The sequence below is a fragment of the Algoriphagus persicinus genome (assembly GCF_035156415.1).
In the GTDB taxonomy this organism is placed as follows: Bacteria; Bacteroidota; Bacteroidia; order Cytophagales; family Cyclobacteriaceae; genus Algoriphagus; species Algoriphagus persicinus.
Window position 1 is genome coordinate 124,195 of the sequence record NZ_JAYEEY010000013.1, and the last position, 14,086, is coordinate 138,280.

General features: G+C 42.0%; 14 protein-coding genes. 7 read left to right on the forward strand and 7 right to left on the reverse strand.

The annotated features are described in order from the left end of the window. Positions 1-100: 100 nt before the first annotated feature. From U3A58_RS12070 to U3A58_RS12085, 4 genes are read right to left on the reverse strand one after another with little or no spacing between them, the layout of a single operon-like run. Positions 101-841, reverse strand: a complete 741-nt coding sequence (locus U3A58_RS12070; RefSeq protein WP_323823679.1) for a 3-keto-disaccharide hydrolase — start codon at positions 839-841, stop codon at positions 101-103. Between the two features lies 1 nt (position 842). Continuing rightward, positions 843-1,265 (reverse strand): c-type cytochrome, encoded by a 423-nt coding sequence (locus U3A58_RS12075; protein WP_323823680.1) that lies wholly within the window; start codon positions 1,263-1,265, stop codon positions 843-845. 25 nt (positions 1,266-1,290) lie between these two features. Continuing rightward, positions 1,291-2,343, reverse strand: coding sequence for a sugar phosphate isomerase/epimerase family protein (locus tag U3A58_RS12080; RefSeq protein WP_323823681.1), 1,053 nt, complete (start codon positions 2,341-2,343; stop codon positions 1,291-1,293). A 24-nt stretch (positions 2,344-2,367) separates the two neighbouring features. Further along, the gene (locus tag U3A58_RS12085) at positions 2,368-3,543 is read right to left on the reverse strand and encodes a Gfo/Idh/MocA family protein (RefSeq protein ID WP_323823682.1); all 1,176 of its coding nucleotides are present in this window, start codon (positions 3,541-3,543) and stop codon (positions 2,368-2,370) included. 255 nt (positions 3,544-3,798) lie between these two features. Between U3A58_RS12085 and U3A58_RS12090 the strand changes: the two genes are divergently transcribed. Genes U3A58_RS12090 through U3A58_RS12110 form a run of 5 tightly spaced genes read left to right on the forward strand, consistent with a single transcriptional unit; the run spans position 3,799 to position 9,143 of the window. Beyond that, complete coding sequence (locus tag U3A58_RS12090; RefSeq protein WP_323823683.1) at positions 3,799-5,025, forward strand: nucleoside permease; 1,227 nt, start codon at positions 3,799-3,801, stop codon at positions 5,023-5,025. A gap of 8 nt (positions 5,026-5,033) precedes the next feature. Next, positions 5,034-5,912, forward strand: a complete 879-nt coding sequence (locus U3A58_RS12095) for a hydroxypyruvate isomerase family protein (protein ID WP_323823684.1) — start codon at positions 5,034-5,036, stop codon at positions 5,910-5,912. Between the two features lie 29 nt (positions 5,913-5,941). Further along, positions 5,942-7,621 (forward strand): GMC family oxidoreductase, encoded by a 1,680-nt coding sequence (locus U3A58_RS12100; protein WP_323823685.1) that lies wholly within the window; start codon positions 5,942-5,944, stop codon positions 7,619-7,621. Between the two features lie 17 nt (positions 7,622-7,638). Next, positions 7,639-8,199, forward strand: coding sequence for a gluconate 2-dehydrogenase subunit 3 family protein (locus tag U3A58_RS12105; protein WP_323823686.1), 561 nt, complete (start codon positions 7,639-7,641; stop codon positions 8,197-8,199). Positions 8,200-8,255: 56 nt separating this feature from the next. Continuing rightward, positions 8,256-9,143, forward strand: a complete 888-nt coding sequence (locus U3A58_RS12110; protein WP_323823687.1) for a sugar phosphate isomerase/epimerase family protein — start codon at positions 8,256-8,258, stop codon at positions 9,141-9,143. A gap of 1 nt (position 9,144) precedes the next feature. Here U3A58_RS12110 and U3A58_RS12115 read toward each other — a convergent pair whose 3' ends face one another. After that, the gene (locus tag U3A58_RS12115; protein ID WP_323823688.1) at positions 9,145-9,786 is read right to left on the reverse strand and encodes an MCP four helix bundle domain-containing protein; all 642 of its coding nucleotides are present in this window, start codon (positions 9,784-9,786) and stop codon (positions 9,145-9,147) included. A gap of 128 nt (positions 9,787-9,914) precedes the next feature. Continuing rightward, entirely contained in the window at positions 9,915-10,712 is a 798-nt protein-coding gene (locus U3A58_RS12120; protein WP_323823689.1) for a glycoside hydrolase family 16 protein, read from the reverse strand. Positions 10,713-10,779: 67 nt separating this feature from the next. On the opposite strand from U3A58_RS12120, the gene U3A58_RS12125 reads away from it, so the two are divergent. Both U3A58_RS12125 and U3A58_RS12130 read left to right on the forward strand, forming a co-directional pair. After that, positions 10,780-10,971, forward strand: a complete 192-nt coding sequence (locus tag U3A58_RS12125) for a CsbD family protein (RefSeq protein ID WP_323823690.1) — start codon at positions 10,780-10,782, stop codon at positions 10,969-10,971. A gap of 145 nt (positions 10,972-11,116) precedes the next feature. Continuing rightward, positions 11,117-12,280: a homogentisate 1,2-dioxygenase gene (locus U3A58_RS12130; RefSeq protein ID WP_323823691.1), complete on the forward strand. Its 1,164-nt coding sequence runs from the start codon at positions 11,117-11,119 to the stop codon at positions 12,278-12,280. A gap of 81 nt (positions 12,281-12,361) precedes the next feature. Here U3A58_RS12130 and pafA read toward each other — a convergent pair whose 3' ends face one another. Beyond that, on the reverse strand, positions 12,362-13,996 hold the full coding sequence (gene pafA, locus U3A58_RS12135) for an alkaline phosphatase PafA (protein ID WP_323823692.1): 1,635 nt from the start codon (positions 13,994-13,996) through the stop codon (positions 12,362-12,364). Positions 13,997-14,086: the final 90 nt, after the last annotated feature.

A 14,086-nucleotide genomic window follows, 5' to 3' on the forward strand; every position in this document is an offset into this window, starting at 1 on the left:
ATCCAAGGCTTTAGCACCTATTTTTGACCGCAATACCTCAAAAAATACCCCCATAAAGTAGCCTCTTCACGGGGGTATATAGAATTTAATGCTTTGTAATCTAAAGCTTTTTAATCATCACATTCTTGAAGTAAACTAGATCGCTATGATCTTGAAGGGCAATTCTTCCTTTTTTGAACGTGCCGAAATTAGGCATGTCTTTGAACTTGCTGTCTGCAATCAACGCCTCCCACTCAGGAGTCCAGAGAGTAGTGCTTACCACAGTGGTACCATTCAGGATTAAATCCAGCTTACCGTTGTTGGCGATGATCTCTGCTGAGTTCCATTCATCAAAAGGCTTTACAGTTTCTTCACTGCTTACGATCAGGTCGTAAAGATCTCCAGCTCTATGACTGATTATTTTAGCGTCAGGATGACCTTCATTGTCCAGAACCTGCATTTCCATGCCTGTATTCCAGGAAGATTGATATTCCGGCGCCTCGTGGGAATAGAAGATCACGCCACTGTTTCCGTTTTGAGCGATTTTCCAATCGTACTTCAAATGGAAATTTTCGTATTCCTCATTCGTAACGATGTCGCCACCATCACCAGTTTGCCAGCCGTCTTTGTTTTTTGCATCAAGATATGCTTCACCATTCTCGATCTTCCAGGCTTTGCCTACTTCGCCTCCGCCGTATTTATGCCAGCTAGAGAAATCGTTGTTAGCAAATAGATCTACCCATTCTTCTTCTGTCGGAGCTTCTGCCACAGTTACTTCAGTTTCTGTTTCGACTGTTTTTTCGCCAGAGCATGAAGCAAGAAAACTTGCCAATGCTGCGACGATGATATAGTGTTTCCTCATCTTATTTTTTCAAAAGGAGCACGTACTTCACCATGTCTTTGGCATCTTCCATACTCACTGTTGGATGTGGAGGCATTGGGATTTCTCCCCATACCCCTACGCCACCATTGATTACTTTCTCAGCCAGCAAAGTAATGTTGGCCTCAGTTGTTTCATACTTTGCAGCTACATCTGCATAGGATGGCCCTACGATCTTTCTTTCTACCATGTGGCAAGAAGTACAGTCAGAAGTCTTAAGCTTTGCAAGTCCATTGATGTAGATTGGATCATCCTGGTATTTTTCTTCCAGGCTCATTTCTTTTTCTGGAGCAGCTGGAGTAGCCACTGTTTCTGTAGTTTCAGCAGTTTTTTCTCCACCGCCACATGCGAAAGTAAATCCTGCCAGAGCTACTAAGACAAGGTTTAAAGGTTTTGTGATTTTCATTAAATTAGATTTTAAAATTGAGTAGTTAGATTCCTAAAATTCGTTTATTGAATTCCTCGTCAGCTCCTCTGCCGGCGAAGTCATCAAATGCTTTTTCTGTTACGTTAATGATGTGTGAGGCAATAAATGGAGCGCCTTCTGCAGCTCCTTGCTCAGGATGCTTGAGAGCACATTCCCATTCTAAAACAGCCCAGCCATCGTAATCGTACTGCGAAAGTTTGCTAAAAATTCCGCTAAAATCAACTTGTCCATCACCCAAAGATCTAAAGCGACCTGCTCGCTCTACCCATCCTTGATATCCGCCATAGACTCCTTGCTTTCCTGTTGGGTTGAATTCAGCATCTTTTACGTGGAACATTTTGATTCTTTCATGGTAAAAATCAATGAATTGCAGGTAGTCCAAGCATTGCAGCACGAAGTGGCTTGGGTCATAAAGGATGTTTGCACGCTTGTGGTTATTGACTTTATCTAGAAACATTTCAAATGTCACTCCATCGTGCAAATCTTCTCCGGGGTGAAGTTCATAGCAGACATCTACGCCGTATTTGTCGAATTCATCTAGAATTGGAGTCCATCTTTTTGCCAATTCCGTGAAACCGGTTTCCACCAATCCAGCCGGTCTTTGAGGCCATGGATAGACAGTATGCCACATCAATGCTCCTGAGAAAGTAGCATGTGCAGTGAGCCCCATATTTTGGGAAGCTTTTGCTGCATATTTCAATTGTTGCACAGCCCAATCGGTTTTTCCCTGTAAGTTTCCTTGCAAATTAGCTGGCGCAAACCCGTCAAACAATTCATTGTATGCCGGATGCACTGCTACTAATTGGCCTTGGAGATGAGTGGAAAGCTCTGTGAGCTGCAAACCGGCCTCTTCTACGGTACCGATGATTTCGTCTGCATAGGTTTTGCTTTCTGCAGCTTTTTGTAAATCGATCATTCTGGCATCCCAAGATGGAATTTGAACTCCAGCATAGCCTAAGTCAGCCATGTAGGTACAAATGTTCTTCAGGTTATTGAAGGGTGCAGTGTCGTCAATAAATTGGGCGAGAAAGATCGCGGGTCCTTTAATTGTCTTCATTTTACTAAGGTTAAATTATTAGGTTCAAAAATTTATTTCTACTTCAAAAGGAGTCCACTTGACCTCGGACTCATTACTTTTCAATACGTGATCAATGAAAGCCATCCCTCTGATTCCATCTTCTATGCCTGGGTAGTCTTCCCATTCTGGTTTTGGGGTTATTCCTGCTCGTTCTGCATAAATGCATCTGGCAAAGTTTCTATACAAGTTGGCAAATGCTTCTATAAAACCTTCAGGATGTCCAGCAGGTGTCCTTGTGTTTTCCTTGGCCAGGGAACCCAAATAGCCGGTTCCAGCTCTAAGAATCTGATCTGGTTCGTCTGGCCAGCGTGCTATAAGGCTGTTGTTTAATTCCTGTTCCCACTCTAATCCGCCTTTCTCTCCATACACCTGAATTCTCAGATTGCTTTCTGCTCCAGTATTTATTTGCGAAGCCATGAGCACTCCTGATGCGCCATTTTCAAATCTCATTAGCACCACGCCGTCATCATCAATTGGCCTTCCTTTTACCTTTATATACAAGTCAGCACAAAGATGTGATACTTTCTCCCCAGACACGTATTCGGCAAGGTGGAATGCATGCGTACCAATATCCCCCATACATCCTGCCAAACCATTTCTTTTGGGATCAGTCCGCCATTCTGCTTGCTTATTGTTTTCAGATTCCAACAATTTCCAAAGCCAGCCCTGAGGGTATTCCACATAGACTTTTCTTACTTTTCCTATTTGACCCTTGGCGATCATTTGTTTGGCTTGTTTGATCATCGGATAGCCAGAATAGGTATGTGTCAACAAGAATCTATTTTTGGAAGCTTTGACAATGGGATACAGTGCTTTAGCTTCCTCGTAATTGAGAGTCAGAGGTTTGTCCAGTACTACGTGAAAACCGTACTTGAGTGCTTTTACGGTAGGGTCAAAATGCACATTATTTGGTGTCACGATCACGATTACATCTACTCGCTCTGATTGCGGAAGCTCCATTTCTCTGGCAAACATCTCGTCGTAACTGGCATAGACTCTTGCAGGATCCAGCATAAGCTCCTCACCTCGTTGTTTTGATTTTTCGGGATTTGAACTGAATGCCCCAGCAACTAGCTCGAACATTCCGTCCATCAAAGCTCCATTTAAATGAATGGCTCCAATAAATGATCCCGGACCGCCACCAATTAGTCCGATTTTTAATTTTGGTAAGGATGACATAAGGGAAAAGACTTTATATTCAGGATTAAATGCTTGAAATAATTGATTTCGAATGGAAAAACCTTCGCTCTTCGAGTGAATTGATAGAATAATTGATCAATAGCTCCATCATAGTATGAGTGGCTTTGCCAGTTAGTTAGAAGTCATTACTTCGGGAAGTCGTTAGAACTGCCTAAAATACTTCAAATTGGCCAAACTTTAAACTTTGGCCGACCCTTAAAAGTTAATCCTCACCAATAATCTGATGTCATCACTATGAATACCACTACCAAACTCCGACTATCCCTGATGATGTTTTTGGAGTTTTTTATCTGGAGCTCTTGGTTTGTGACGATGGGTACATTTTTGGGTTCAAATCTCCTGGCAAAAGATCAGGATATCTCACTGGCATTCTCTACACAATCATTTGGAGCGATTATCGCTCCCTTTGTAGTAGGGTTGATTGCTGATCGTTATTTTCATGCACAGAGAATACTTGGTGTGATCCATATTATTGGAGCAGGGCTGATGTATTTACTATATAATTCCATAGACTTCGGTGGATTTTTCCCCTTGCTGCTGATCTACATGATTTTATTCATGCCCACACTTGCGCTGGTGAATTCCATTTCTTTTAACCAAATGAAAGATCCTGCCAAGGAGTTTGCAAAGATCCGTGTCTGGGGGACGGTTGGCTGGATCACGGCTGGATTATTGATCAGTTTTATGTCTTGGGACAGCCAGGAAGGATTGAAAGAAGGCCTTTTGAAAAATACTTGGCTGATGGCGGCTATCAGTTCTTTGGTCTTGGGACTGTTTAGTTTTACGCTTCCCCACACGCCCCCTCAAGCCAAAGTGGCAGGGGAATTCAAACTTTCCGAAGTGCTTGGATTGGATGCTTTGGGATTGCTGAAGCATAAGAATTATGCGATTTTCTTCATATCCTCGATTCTGATCTGCATACCCCTCGCCTTTTATTATCAAAATACCAGTCCATTTCTGACAGAAATAGGTTTGGCAAATTCTACCGGTAAAATGGCCATGGGGCAAGTTTCGGAAGTTGTGTTTATGCTTGCTTTGCCTATTTTCTTTGCCAGATTTGGAATCAAAAAGACCTTAATGGTGGCCATGTTGGCTTGGGCTTTGCGCTACACTTTCTTTGCGTTTGGCGATGCAAACGAAGGCGTTTGGATGTTATTGGTAGGCATAGCTCTTCATGGTATTTGTTATGACTTCTTCTTTGTAAGTGGTCAGATCTATACCGATTCGCATGCTGGCCCGAGATACAAGTCTTCTGCACAGGGGTTGATCACCTTGGCTACCTACGGTGTAGGGATGCTGGTAGGCTTTTGGGCAGCTGGATTAATCTCAAATTATTATACTAATGAAGCTGGATTACATCTTTGGAAATCAATTTGGTTGGTTCCAGCTGGCATTTCTGTATTGGTTTTGCTACTTTTCATGGCTCTATTTAAGAAAGAACAAATAAATTCACCTCAATAAAACCCCTCATGACCAAACCTATTGACACAGGAAGAAGAGAATCTTTCAAAAAAGTTTTGCTTGGCGGTGCTGCATTCGGCACTCTTTCCTCTTTTGAAATGAAAGAAGAAAAACCCTACATCCTGAAAGGAAATATCAACCATGGCGTTTGCCACTGGTGTTTTCGGGATTTTAGCCTAGATGATTTCTGCGTAGAAGCGAAGAAAATCGGCATCAAAGGCATAGACCTAATCGGTCCAAGTAATTGGCATATTCTGAAGAAGCATGGACTGGATTCGTCTATGTGCAACGGCGCAGAGATCAGCCTTACAGAAGGCTGGGGCGAAACGAAGTATCATGAGCAATTAATAAAAAACTATACTGATGTAATTCCAAAGGTAGCTGAGGCAGGTTACAAAAATCTGATCTGTTTCTCCGGAAATAGGAGAGGAATGGACGACGAAACTGGCTTGAAAAACTGCCAAATCGGGTTGGAAAAAATCATTCCTTTAGCTGAAAAACATGGAGTCATCGTTCAAATGGAACTTCTTAATAGTCGAGTGAACCACAAAGATTACTTATGTGATAAATCTGCTTTTGGAGTGGAGCTTTGCAAGCGGCTCGGGAGTGAGAATTTCAAATTGCTATACGATATCTATCACATGCAGATCGATGAAGGAGATCTGATTAGAAGTGTACAGGATAACCACCAGTATTTTGGGCATTACCATACAGCTGGTAACCCAGGCAGGAATGAATTGGACGATACCCAGGAGATTTATTATCCAGCTTTGATGAAAGCAATAGTGGCCACTGGCTACAAAGGTTACGTGTCGCATGAGTTTCTTCCTAAGTCTGAAGACAAGATAGCTGCTTTGGCTCAGGGAGTTCAGATCTGTGATGTCTAACTAATTCGAAAACTTAAAAAACCATATTTATGGCAAATGAAGCATACGACGCAATTGTAGTTGGGTCTGGAATAAGCGGCGGTTGGGCTGCAAAAGAATTAACAGAAAAGGGACTGAAAGTTTTGCTTCTGGAAAGAGGGCCGAATGTAGAGCACATCAAAGATTATAAAACTGCTACACTCCCTCCGTGGGAAATACCCCATCGTGGTAGAAGGACACAAGATCAGTTGGAAAACCATCCAAATCTAAGAAGAGATTATGTGCTCAATGAGCTGAATCTTGACTGGTGGGCACACGAAGATGAGTCTCCTTACGTAGAAGAAAAGCCTTTCACATGGTTTAGAGGCTATCAGGTGGGAGGGCGATCCCTTCTTTGGGGAAGACAATCCTATCGGTGGTCTGACCTGGATTTCGAAGCAAATGCAAAGGAAGACGTGGCTGTGGATTGGCCGATACGCTACAAAGATATTGCGCCTTGGTATTCTTACGTTGAGAAATTTGTAGGTGTATCGGGTTCCAAAGACGGTTTGGATGTGCTTCCGGATGGAGAGTTTATGCCGCCTATGCCGATGAATTGTGTGGAGGTAGATGGTGCAGCTAAAATCAAAGAACATTATCAAGGCGCTAGAACTTGGACTATCGGCCGACCGGCGAATATCACTGAGCCACTCCCGGGCAGACCTGGCTGCCAATATAGAAGTAAGTGCTCTTTGGGTTGTCCTTTCGGCGGATATTTCAGCACGCAGGCCTCTACTTTACCGGCTGCTGAAGCGACGGGTAATTTGACTTTGAGACCATGGTCCATTGTTCGGAAATTGATTTATGACAAAGACACCAAGAAAGCTACCGGCGTAGAGGTGCTGGATGCTGAGACTAATCAAACGATAGAATACGATGCCAAAATCGTATTTCTATGCGCGTCCTCTTTCAATTCCACAGCGATTCTTATGCGTACAGCCACAGATATTTGGCCGGGTGGACTGGGAAGCAGCTCAGGAGAACTAGGTCATAATGTGATGGATCACCATTTCCGCTTGGGTGCTAGCGGTACCATGGAGGGCTATGAGGACAAATATTACTTTGGACGAAGACCAACTGGGCTTTATATCCCAAGATTCCGAAATGTGCATGGAGACAAAAGAGATTATCTCAGAGGCTTTGGTTATCAGGGTGGAGCTAGTCGTAGTGGATGGACTCGTGATGTGGCCGAATTGAATTTCGGTGCACCTATGAAGGAAGCCCTCACACAGCCGGGACCCTGGTCTATGGGAATTACCGCCTTTGGAGAGATACTTCCATACCATGAGAATACTATTAAATTAAGTGATTCTGTCAAGGATAAGTGGGGAATGGAAGCCTTGGTGATGAACGCTGAGATCAAAGACAATGAAATCAAAATGCGTAAGGATATGATGGCAGATGCAGCTGAGATGCTGGAAGTCGCAGGATTCAAGAACATCAATGAGTACGATAGTGGATATACCTTCGGGCAAGGTATCCACGAAATGGGAACAGCAAGAATGGGTCGCGATCCGAAAACGTCCGTTCTGAATGGGAATAACCAAGTATGGGAAGCGAAAAACGTATTTGTCACGGATGGGGCATGTATGACATCTGCGTCAGCAGTGAACCCTTCACTTTCCTATATGGCACTTACGGCAAGAGCGGCAGCTTTCGCAGTAGATGAATTGAAAAAGCAAAATCTCTAATCGTAAACGAAAAAACTATGACTATGAATAGAAGGGACGCTTTGAAAAGCGTCATGGTAATGATGGGAGGGACGATGATTGGTGCTACTGCAGTCATGACAGGTTGTACACCCGAAAACCAAATTGAAGGATTAGAGTTTGATCCAGATGATATTGCTTTTTTGGACGAGATAGGAGATACCATTATTCCTGAGACAGATACACCTGGGGCCAAAGCTGTTGGGATTGGATCATTTATGGTGATGATGGTGAAAGACACCTATGACGGAGATAATCAAAAGACCTTTGTGGATGGGGTAAATAAATTGAGAAAAGATTTCAAATCGTCCAATGGAAAAGATTTCATAGCTGCGCCTGCGGAAGAAAGATTAGCGTATTTGAATGGAATGTATGACGAGTTTAAAGCCAGCGGACAAGATAGAAGCCCACAGGTAATTAACATGCTTCGTGATTTAGCTGTACTTGGTTATTTCACTTCCGAAATCGGTGCTACCCAAGCCTTGAATTTTGTGGAAACACCTGGAAGATTTGATCCTTGTATTCCGTACAATAAAGGAGACAAAGCTTACGCTATTTAAAAAATCTAACCCTATATAAATTGCCTGCTCTTACCAAGGGCAGGCTTACTTATTTTATGAATAAACCTAGAAGAAAATTTATCCAAGTAGGGGCACTGCTTGGCGTTGGTGCCGCATTTTTACCCCTAGATTTTGCATCTGCAGCTAAGATGGGCATCAATGAGCCAGCAGCAAAAGCCAAGCTTTCTAAATTCGGAATCCAACTTTACTCCGTGAAAGAAGAAATGGCAAAAGATGCCGCAGGAACAATGCGTAAACTGGCCGGCTTTGGATACAAGCAATTGGAAGGATTTGATGGTGGAAAGGGCATTCTTTGGGGAATGAACCCCTCAGAATGCAAGATGCTATTAAGCGACATAGGAGTAGATTTTATTTCTTCCCATGCCAATGTGTTCAAGGACCTAGACGCTCAGGCTGAGCAGGCTGCAGAGGTAGGTATGAAATACTTAATCTGCCCTTACATCGGAGCTCAAAAGTCTGTGGACGAATGGAAAAAAGTGGCTGATAAATTCAACGCTGCCGGAGAAACACTTAGGTCTCATGGATTGAAGTTCGCTTATCATAATCACGATTATACCTTCAAAATGCTAGAGGGACAATTGCCTCAGGATATTTTGATGGAAAATACAGATCCTGACTTAGTTGATTTTGAATTGGATATGTATTGGGCATTCGTGGCAGGATACGATCCGTTGGAGTACATAGCCAAATTCCCAGAAAGGTTCAAGCTATGCCATGTCAAAGACGCTGAAGCAGCAGGAGGAAATGCTCATGATCGTGGCGTATTATTGGGGTCAGGGGAAATGCCTTATGCTGATCTTATCAAGAAATCAAAGAAATACGGTATGAAATATTTCATCGTAGAGCAGGAGCGATTTGTAGGAACTAATCCTATGGAGGCTGCTGAGAAAAACGCAGCCTATCTAGCTAAATTGAAGATCTGATTTAAGAAAATAATTTCTTATTCCTAAAGAGTAGAAAGTACAAGGCAAGTGCTAAAATGATCAACAAGGCCACTTCAAATTGAGACCAAATCTGGGAACGATTGATAATGATGTTGGCTTTGTTGATTAATTTCTCACCTTCTTCCAGTTGTATTTTGCTCAAGTTGTCAAGGTCTTGCTGGGCTTTACTGATTTTTTGATCGTATAGCTTCACCTGATTCATATTCACTCCTGAGGAGTCGGAATACAATAGACTATAACTTTTTATCTGTAGGTCATTTTCTACAATACCTCTGAAATCAGCCAAATATTGCTCTTCATTCTGCGTAAGATTCGTTTGCTCAAAATCTGAAACTATTCCCAGAATATTTTTTTCATGGGTAGCTATTTCATCCACCACTTTGGAATAGTCATAGTTGATATTACAGTGATCGACTAGCTTTTGGATCTTGAATAAATTCTCTGAAATTCTAAAAATATATCCCTCTACTACCAAGCGGTCATTATAGACTTCAGCGAAAGTGCTACTGATGTCTCTGAAGGCTTGTCGTTCCGTTAGATTTTTTCCATAAAACAAGAGCATCAGAAGACCAATAATCACAAGTGCCGTTAATTTTTTTCGCCTACCAGTATTTTCTTTCATAGAGATATTTTAAAGGGCTATGTATTTTTATCATTTTAATAAGAACTTATCTACTTCCCAAAGAATATTGACACTAAAAAGGAAAGTTCATGGCCAAATGCAATTCTGCCGTGGAAATATTATCTGTTTTAATAAAATTCAGGTTTTTTGTCGTAAACCCGCACGTAATCTACTTCCATTCGCTGTGGCCAAATGTCGGTCGCTATGCCTTGCTGACCTCCCCATCCACCGCCGACGGCTATGTTTAGTATCAAATGAAAAGGTTGGTCAAATGGCCACTCTTTGTAATCATTCCCTGTATTTTGAAATGTAAAATAAGTATCTCCATCAATGAGAAAATCTATTTTTTCCGCTGTCCAGGCAATGGCGTAGAGGTGGAATTCGGTGTGGAATTCGGGCACAAGTAGAAAACCTCCTTTTTGAGTCCCGATCCCGTGATTGAAGGCTTCGGTGTGCACAGTGCCGTGGACTTTACCCGGATCATATCCTACGTGCTCCATAACATCTATTTCCCCATTTTTGGGCCAGCCGCCGTAAAGATTTTTCTCTGGAAGCATCCAGATTGCCGGCCAAGTGCCACGACCCTGCGGTAATTTTGCCTTCACTTCTATATAGCCGTACTGCCATGCTGCTTTGCCTCTGGTGAGTATTCGGGCAGAAGTATATCCTTTGGGATGCGAGGTGTCCGCATGTGCTTCGATGATCAGTAGTCCATTTTCAATTCGGGTATTTTTAAGGTCATTTTGTGAATAATATTCCAATTCATCATTGCCCCAGCCGTGATCCCCCACGTCATATGTCCATTTATCAGGATTAGGTAATCCTTCCTGAGAAAACTCATCAAACCAAACTAATCGTGCTTTTTGGGCGTATAAGCATGAATTTGACAAATAGAAAAGAAATAGGAGGATAAAGGGTGTCTTCATTTTGGGTTTTTTGGTATCTACTTTGCGAAATACTAGATAGTCAATGTTTAAACTTAAACCACTAATTATGGCTAGTAATTTAAAATTAAAGGGAAACTGGAATATCTTGAAAGGAAAGATAAAAGAGAAATATGGAGACCTTACCGATGATGATTTGACTTATGTAGAGGGTCAAGAAGATCAGTTACTAGGTAGAATCCAAAAACGAACCGGTGAAGCTGAAGATAAGATCAAAAAAGAATTCTTCGAAGAAAAATAATCCAGAATATAATCCAAAGAAACGGCGCAAGCCGTTTTTTTTTATGCCTTATTTCCCCAAGACTCTTTTAGAATCATTTTTAACGGATAGGCGTAGTGCTTTAATAGATTGTTTAAATTTAACCAAAGAAATAAACCCAAAAATAATGGCATACTATCACAGACTGGGTACCATTCCGCCCAAAAGACACACACAATTCCGACAGCCCGATGGCAGTCTATACAAAGAAGAAGTAGTGAGCTCTAAAGGCTTTTCAGGAATTTACTCTACGCTTTACCATATCAATAATCCAAACCAAGTAAAGTCCATTGGTAAACCAGAACCTTTTTCTTGGACACCAGCTACTGAGCACGGATTGAATCAGACCCATTTGAAAACTTCCGATGTGGAATTCACCGGGGATGATTATTTATCTGCACGTAGAAATCTCATGATGAACGCTGATGTCATGATGGGGATTTGCTCTCCTCGGAAGCGGAAAATGGATTATTACTTCAAAAATGCAGACGGAGATGAATTGATCTATGTCCATGACGGAGAGGGTGTATTTTATTCTCAGTTTGGAAAGCTCGAAGTGCATAAAGGAGATTATATTGTGATTCCTCGTACTACGATTTATCGATTTGAATTTGAGGAAAAAGGCCCACTCCGACTACTAATCATAGAAGCAGCAGGAGCTATAGAGACGGTAAAGCGCTATAGGAACGAAGTGGGGCAACTGCTGGAGCACGCTCCGTACTGTGAACGGGACATTCGTCCACCGCATGAGCTTGATGTGGAAAAAGAAAAAGGAGATTACCTGGTACAGATCAAAAAGCAAGGAATGCTTCATCAGTATTCTTATTCACATAGCCCCTTGGATATTGTAGGTTGGGATGGGTATTTGTATCCTTACGCACTTTCAATTTATGATTTCGAACCAATTACTGGAAGAATTCACCAGCCACCACCAGTTCATCAGACTTTCCAAGCTTTCGGGATTGTGATTTGCTCATTTGTACCTAGGCTTTTCGATTACCATCCGCTATCTATTCCTGCTCCCTACAATCATTCTAATATTGATTCGGATGAGGTATTATATTATGCTGAGGGTGAGTTTATGAGCAGGAAAGGAATTGACAGAGGTTCGTTTACACTTCATATGGGAGGTTTGCCTCATGGGCCGCATCCAGGCACAGTAGAAAAATCCATAGGGGCAAAAGCTACGGACGAATATGCCGTGATGCTGGATACCTTCAAATCACTTCAGATCACGACTGATGCGCTGGAGTTTGTAGATGAAGACTACCCTATGAGCTGGACGGAATAAGTCTAATTGTTCTAAATAGGTGATAAAACATAAAGCCTCGATCAGCTAAGATCGAGGCTTTATGTTTTTACTAAATAGAGATTACTTTTTGTCCGTGATTTCTAGAATCGGCTGTCCGGTAGTTCCATTTGGAAGCTTAATGTCAAGCATCATTGAAAGTGTAGGTGCAATGTCCGTGATCGTGGCGTAGCGAGAACTCTCTCCAGCTGGCACATTCCAACCGTAGAAAATGATTGGAACATTGGTGTCATACGAATAACCCGTGCCATGAGAAGTGCCGGTTGCACCTCCTGCAAGCCATCCCGGTTCTAAAACAAAAAGAATATCACCGGAAGCTTTGTGGTTATATCCCATTTGAAGTAGCATTGGGCGTCCTACGGTAAATTCACTCGTTCGCATGGTAGTTCCTGTATACACTTCTTTAATGCCATCAAATTTCAATAAGAACTGAGCAATTTCATTTTCGAAATCTATTTGGTTTAATTCCTTCTCTCGAATTAAATCATGGTTAAGGAAAAGCTGGCCATTTGAGCTGTTGTTAATCCATTTTCCTTCACCATACTTTGAAGAAATATAATTTAATAACTCGGCCATTACAGCACCTGTGCGAATATTTCCACCGGGGATATTTTCACTTATCATATGTGTAGCTATTTCAGCCACGCCATGATCTGCAGATAGAAAAATTACATATTGGTCTTTGCCGTACGTAGTGTCTAGGTAGTCTAACAATTTTTCGATGTCTTGGTCCAGACGAAGATACATGTCCTCGATTTCTTTGGACTGTGGCCCAAATCTATGGCCTATATAATCAGGGGAAGAAAAGCTCAGCGCCAAGAAATCTGTTTCATCTCCCAATCCCATTTTTTCCCCTTCTAGTGCTGCCAGAGCAAAGTCTAGCGTTATTGAATTGCCAAAAGGAGTAGAGGAAATCAAGCCAAATTCACCATTAGTCTTTCTAAGCTCCTTTAGGTCATAAGGAAATGTTGGTTTTTCCTTGCCGTTGAATGGGCCTTCAAAAGGATTGTCATCTACCATGCTTGCCTTATAGGTATCGATAGGATAGAGGGTATTCCAAGTCTGGGAAAGGTAAGAGTCCACTGATTTCTTATCATTGAATTTATCTACCCACTTTGGTAATTTCTCATGGTAGTAAGAAGAAGACATGAATTCACCTGTGTTGGAATCAAACCAATACGCATCGCCTAAATGTCCAGCAGGGAGACTTGCCCCGCGGTCTTTGATCGCTATTCCTACTACTTTGGATCGCTTCTGAGAAGCTATTCTAAGTTCGTCTGTGATAGTTGTAGTCAGCAAGTTTCGCGGGCTGATAAATCCATTCTCGGCAGAACCGCCAATGTTGGTCACGGTAGTGTCTTCTGCACAATACATCATTCGATCTAGGCTTTTTACATACCAATCATTACTGATGACCCCATGGGTGGCAGGAGTAGTACCTGTGTAAACTGATGCATGGCCTGGCCCAGTATAAGTCGGAATATAGTTGTAATGGCCATTTTTCATCATAAATCCATCTCTCATCAATCGCTTAAATCCACCATCTGAATACCTGTCAGCAAAGCGATACAAATAATCTTGTCGCATCTGATCGACGATGATACCGACCACAAGTTTTGGCTTGTCAGTCTGCGCCTGAGCGAATAATGGGCCTGCGGCCAAAATAAAAAGTAAAAATACTATCCCGAATTTTCTCATGTTTTGATTTTTTTATTGCTCAAAGATAAGGATATGGCTCAATCTGTGGATTAAGACTTTGTTAAATGGTCAAAAGCGTTGACATTAGAA

What these genes read in the sequence shown, in the direction of transcription:
- U3A58_RS12070 (WP_323823679.1), bottom strand. Translation starts at nt 841, where the DNA reads ATGAGGAAACACTATATCATCGTCGCAGCATTGGCAAGTTTTCTTGCT.
- U3A58_RS12075 (WP_323823680.1), bottom strand. Translation starts at nt 1,265, where the DNA reads ATGAAAATCACAAAACCTTTAAACCTTGTCTTAGTAGCTCTGGCAGGA.
- U3A58_RS12080 (WP_323823681.1), bottom strand. Translation starts at nt 2,343, where the DNA reads ATGAAGACAATTAAAGGACCCGCGATCTTTCTCGCCCAATTTATTGAC.
- U3A58_RS12085 (WP_323823682.1), bottom strand. Translation starts at nt 3,543, where the DNA reads ATGTCATCCTTACCAAAATTAAAAATCGGACTAATTGGTGGCGGTCCG.
- U3A58_RS12090 (WP_323823683.1), top strand. Translation starts at nt 3,799, where the DNA reads ATGAATACCACTACCAAACTCCGACTATCCCTGATGATGTTTTTGGAG.
- U3A58_RS12095 (WP_323823684.1), top strand. Translation starts at nt 5,034, where the DNA reads ATGACCAAACCTATTGACACAGGAAGAAGAGAATCTTTCAAAAAAGTT.
- U3A58_RS12100 (WP_323823685.1), top strand. Translation starts at nt 5,942, where the DNA reads ATGGCAAATGAAGCATACGACGCAATTGTAGTTGGGTCTGGAATAAGC.
- U3A58_RS12105 (WP_323823686.1), top strand. Translation starts at nt 7,639, where the DNA reads ATGACTATGAATAGAAGGGACGCTTTGAAAAGCGTCATGGTAATGATG.
- U3A58_RS12110 (WP_323823687.1), top strand. Translation starts at nt 8,256, where the DNA reads ATGAATAAACCTAGAAGAAAATTTATCCAAGTAGGGGCACTGCTTGGC.
- U3A58_RS12115 (WP_323823688.1), bottom strand. Translation starts at nt 9,786, where the DNA reads ATGAAAGAAAATACTGGTAGGCGAAAAAAATTAACGGCACTTGTGATT.
- U3A58_RS12120 (WP_323823689.1), bottom strand. Translation starts at nt 10,712, where the DNA reads ATGAAGACACCCTTTATCCTCCTATTTCTTTTCTATTTGTCAAATTCA.
- U3A58_RS12125 (WP_323823690.1), top strand. Translation starts at nt 10,780, where the DNA reads ATGGCTAGTAATTTAAAATTAAAGGGAAACTGGAATATCTTGAAAGGA.
- U3A58_RS12130 (WP_323823691.1), top strand. Translation starts at nt 11,117, where the DNA reads ATGGCATACTATCACAGACTGGGTACCATTCCGCCCAAAAGACACACA.
- pafA (WP_323823692.1), bottom strand. Translation starts at nt 13,996, where the DNA reads ATGAGAAAATTCGGGATAGTATTTTTACTTTTTATTTTGGCCGCAGGC.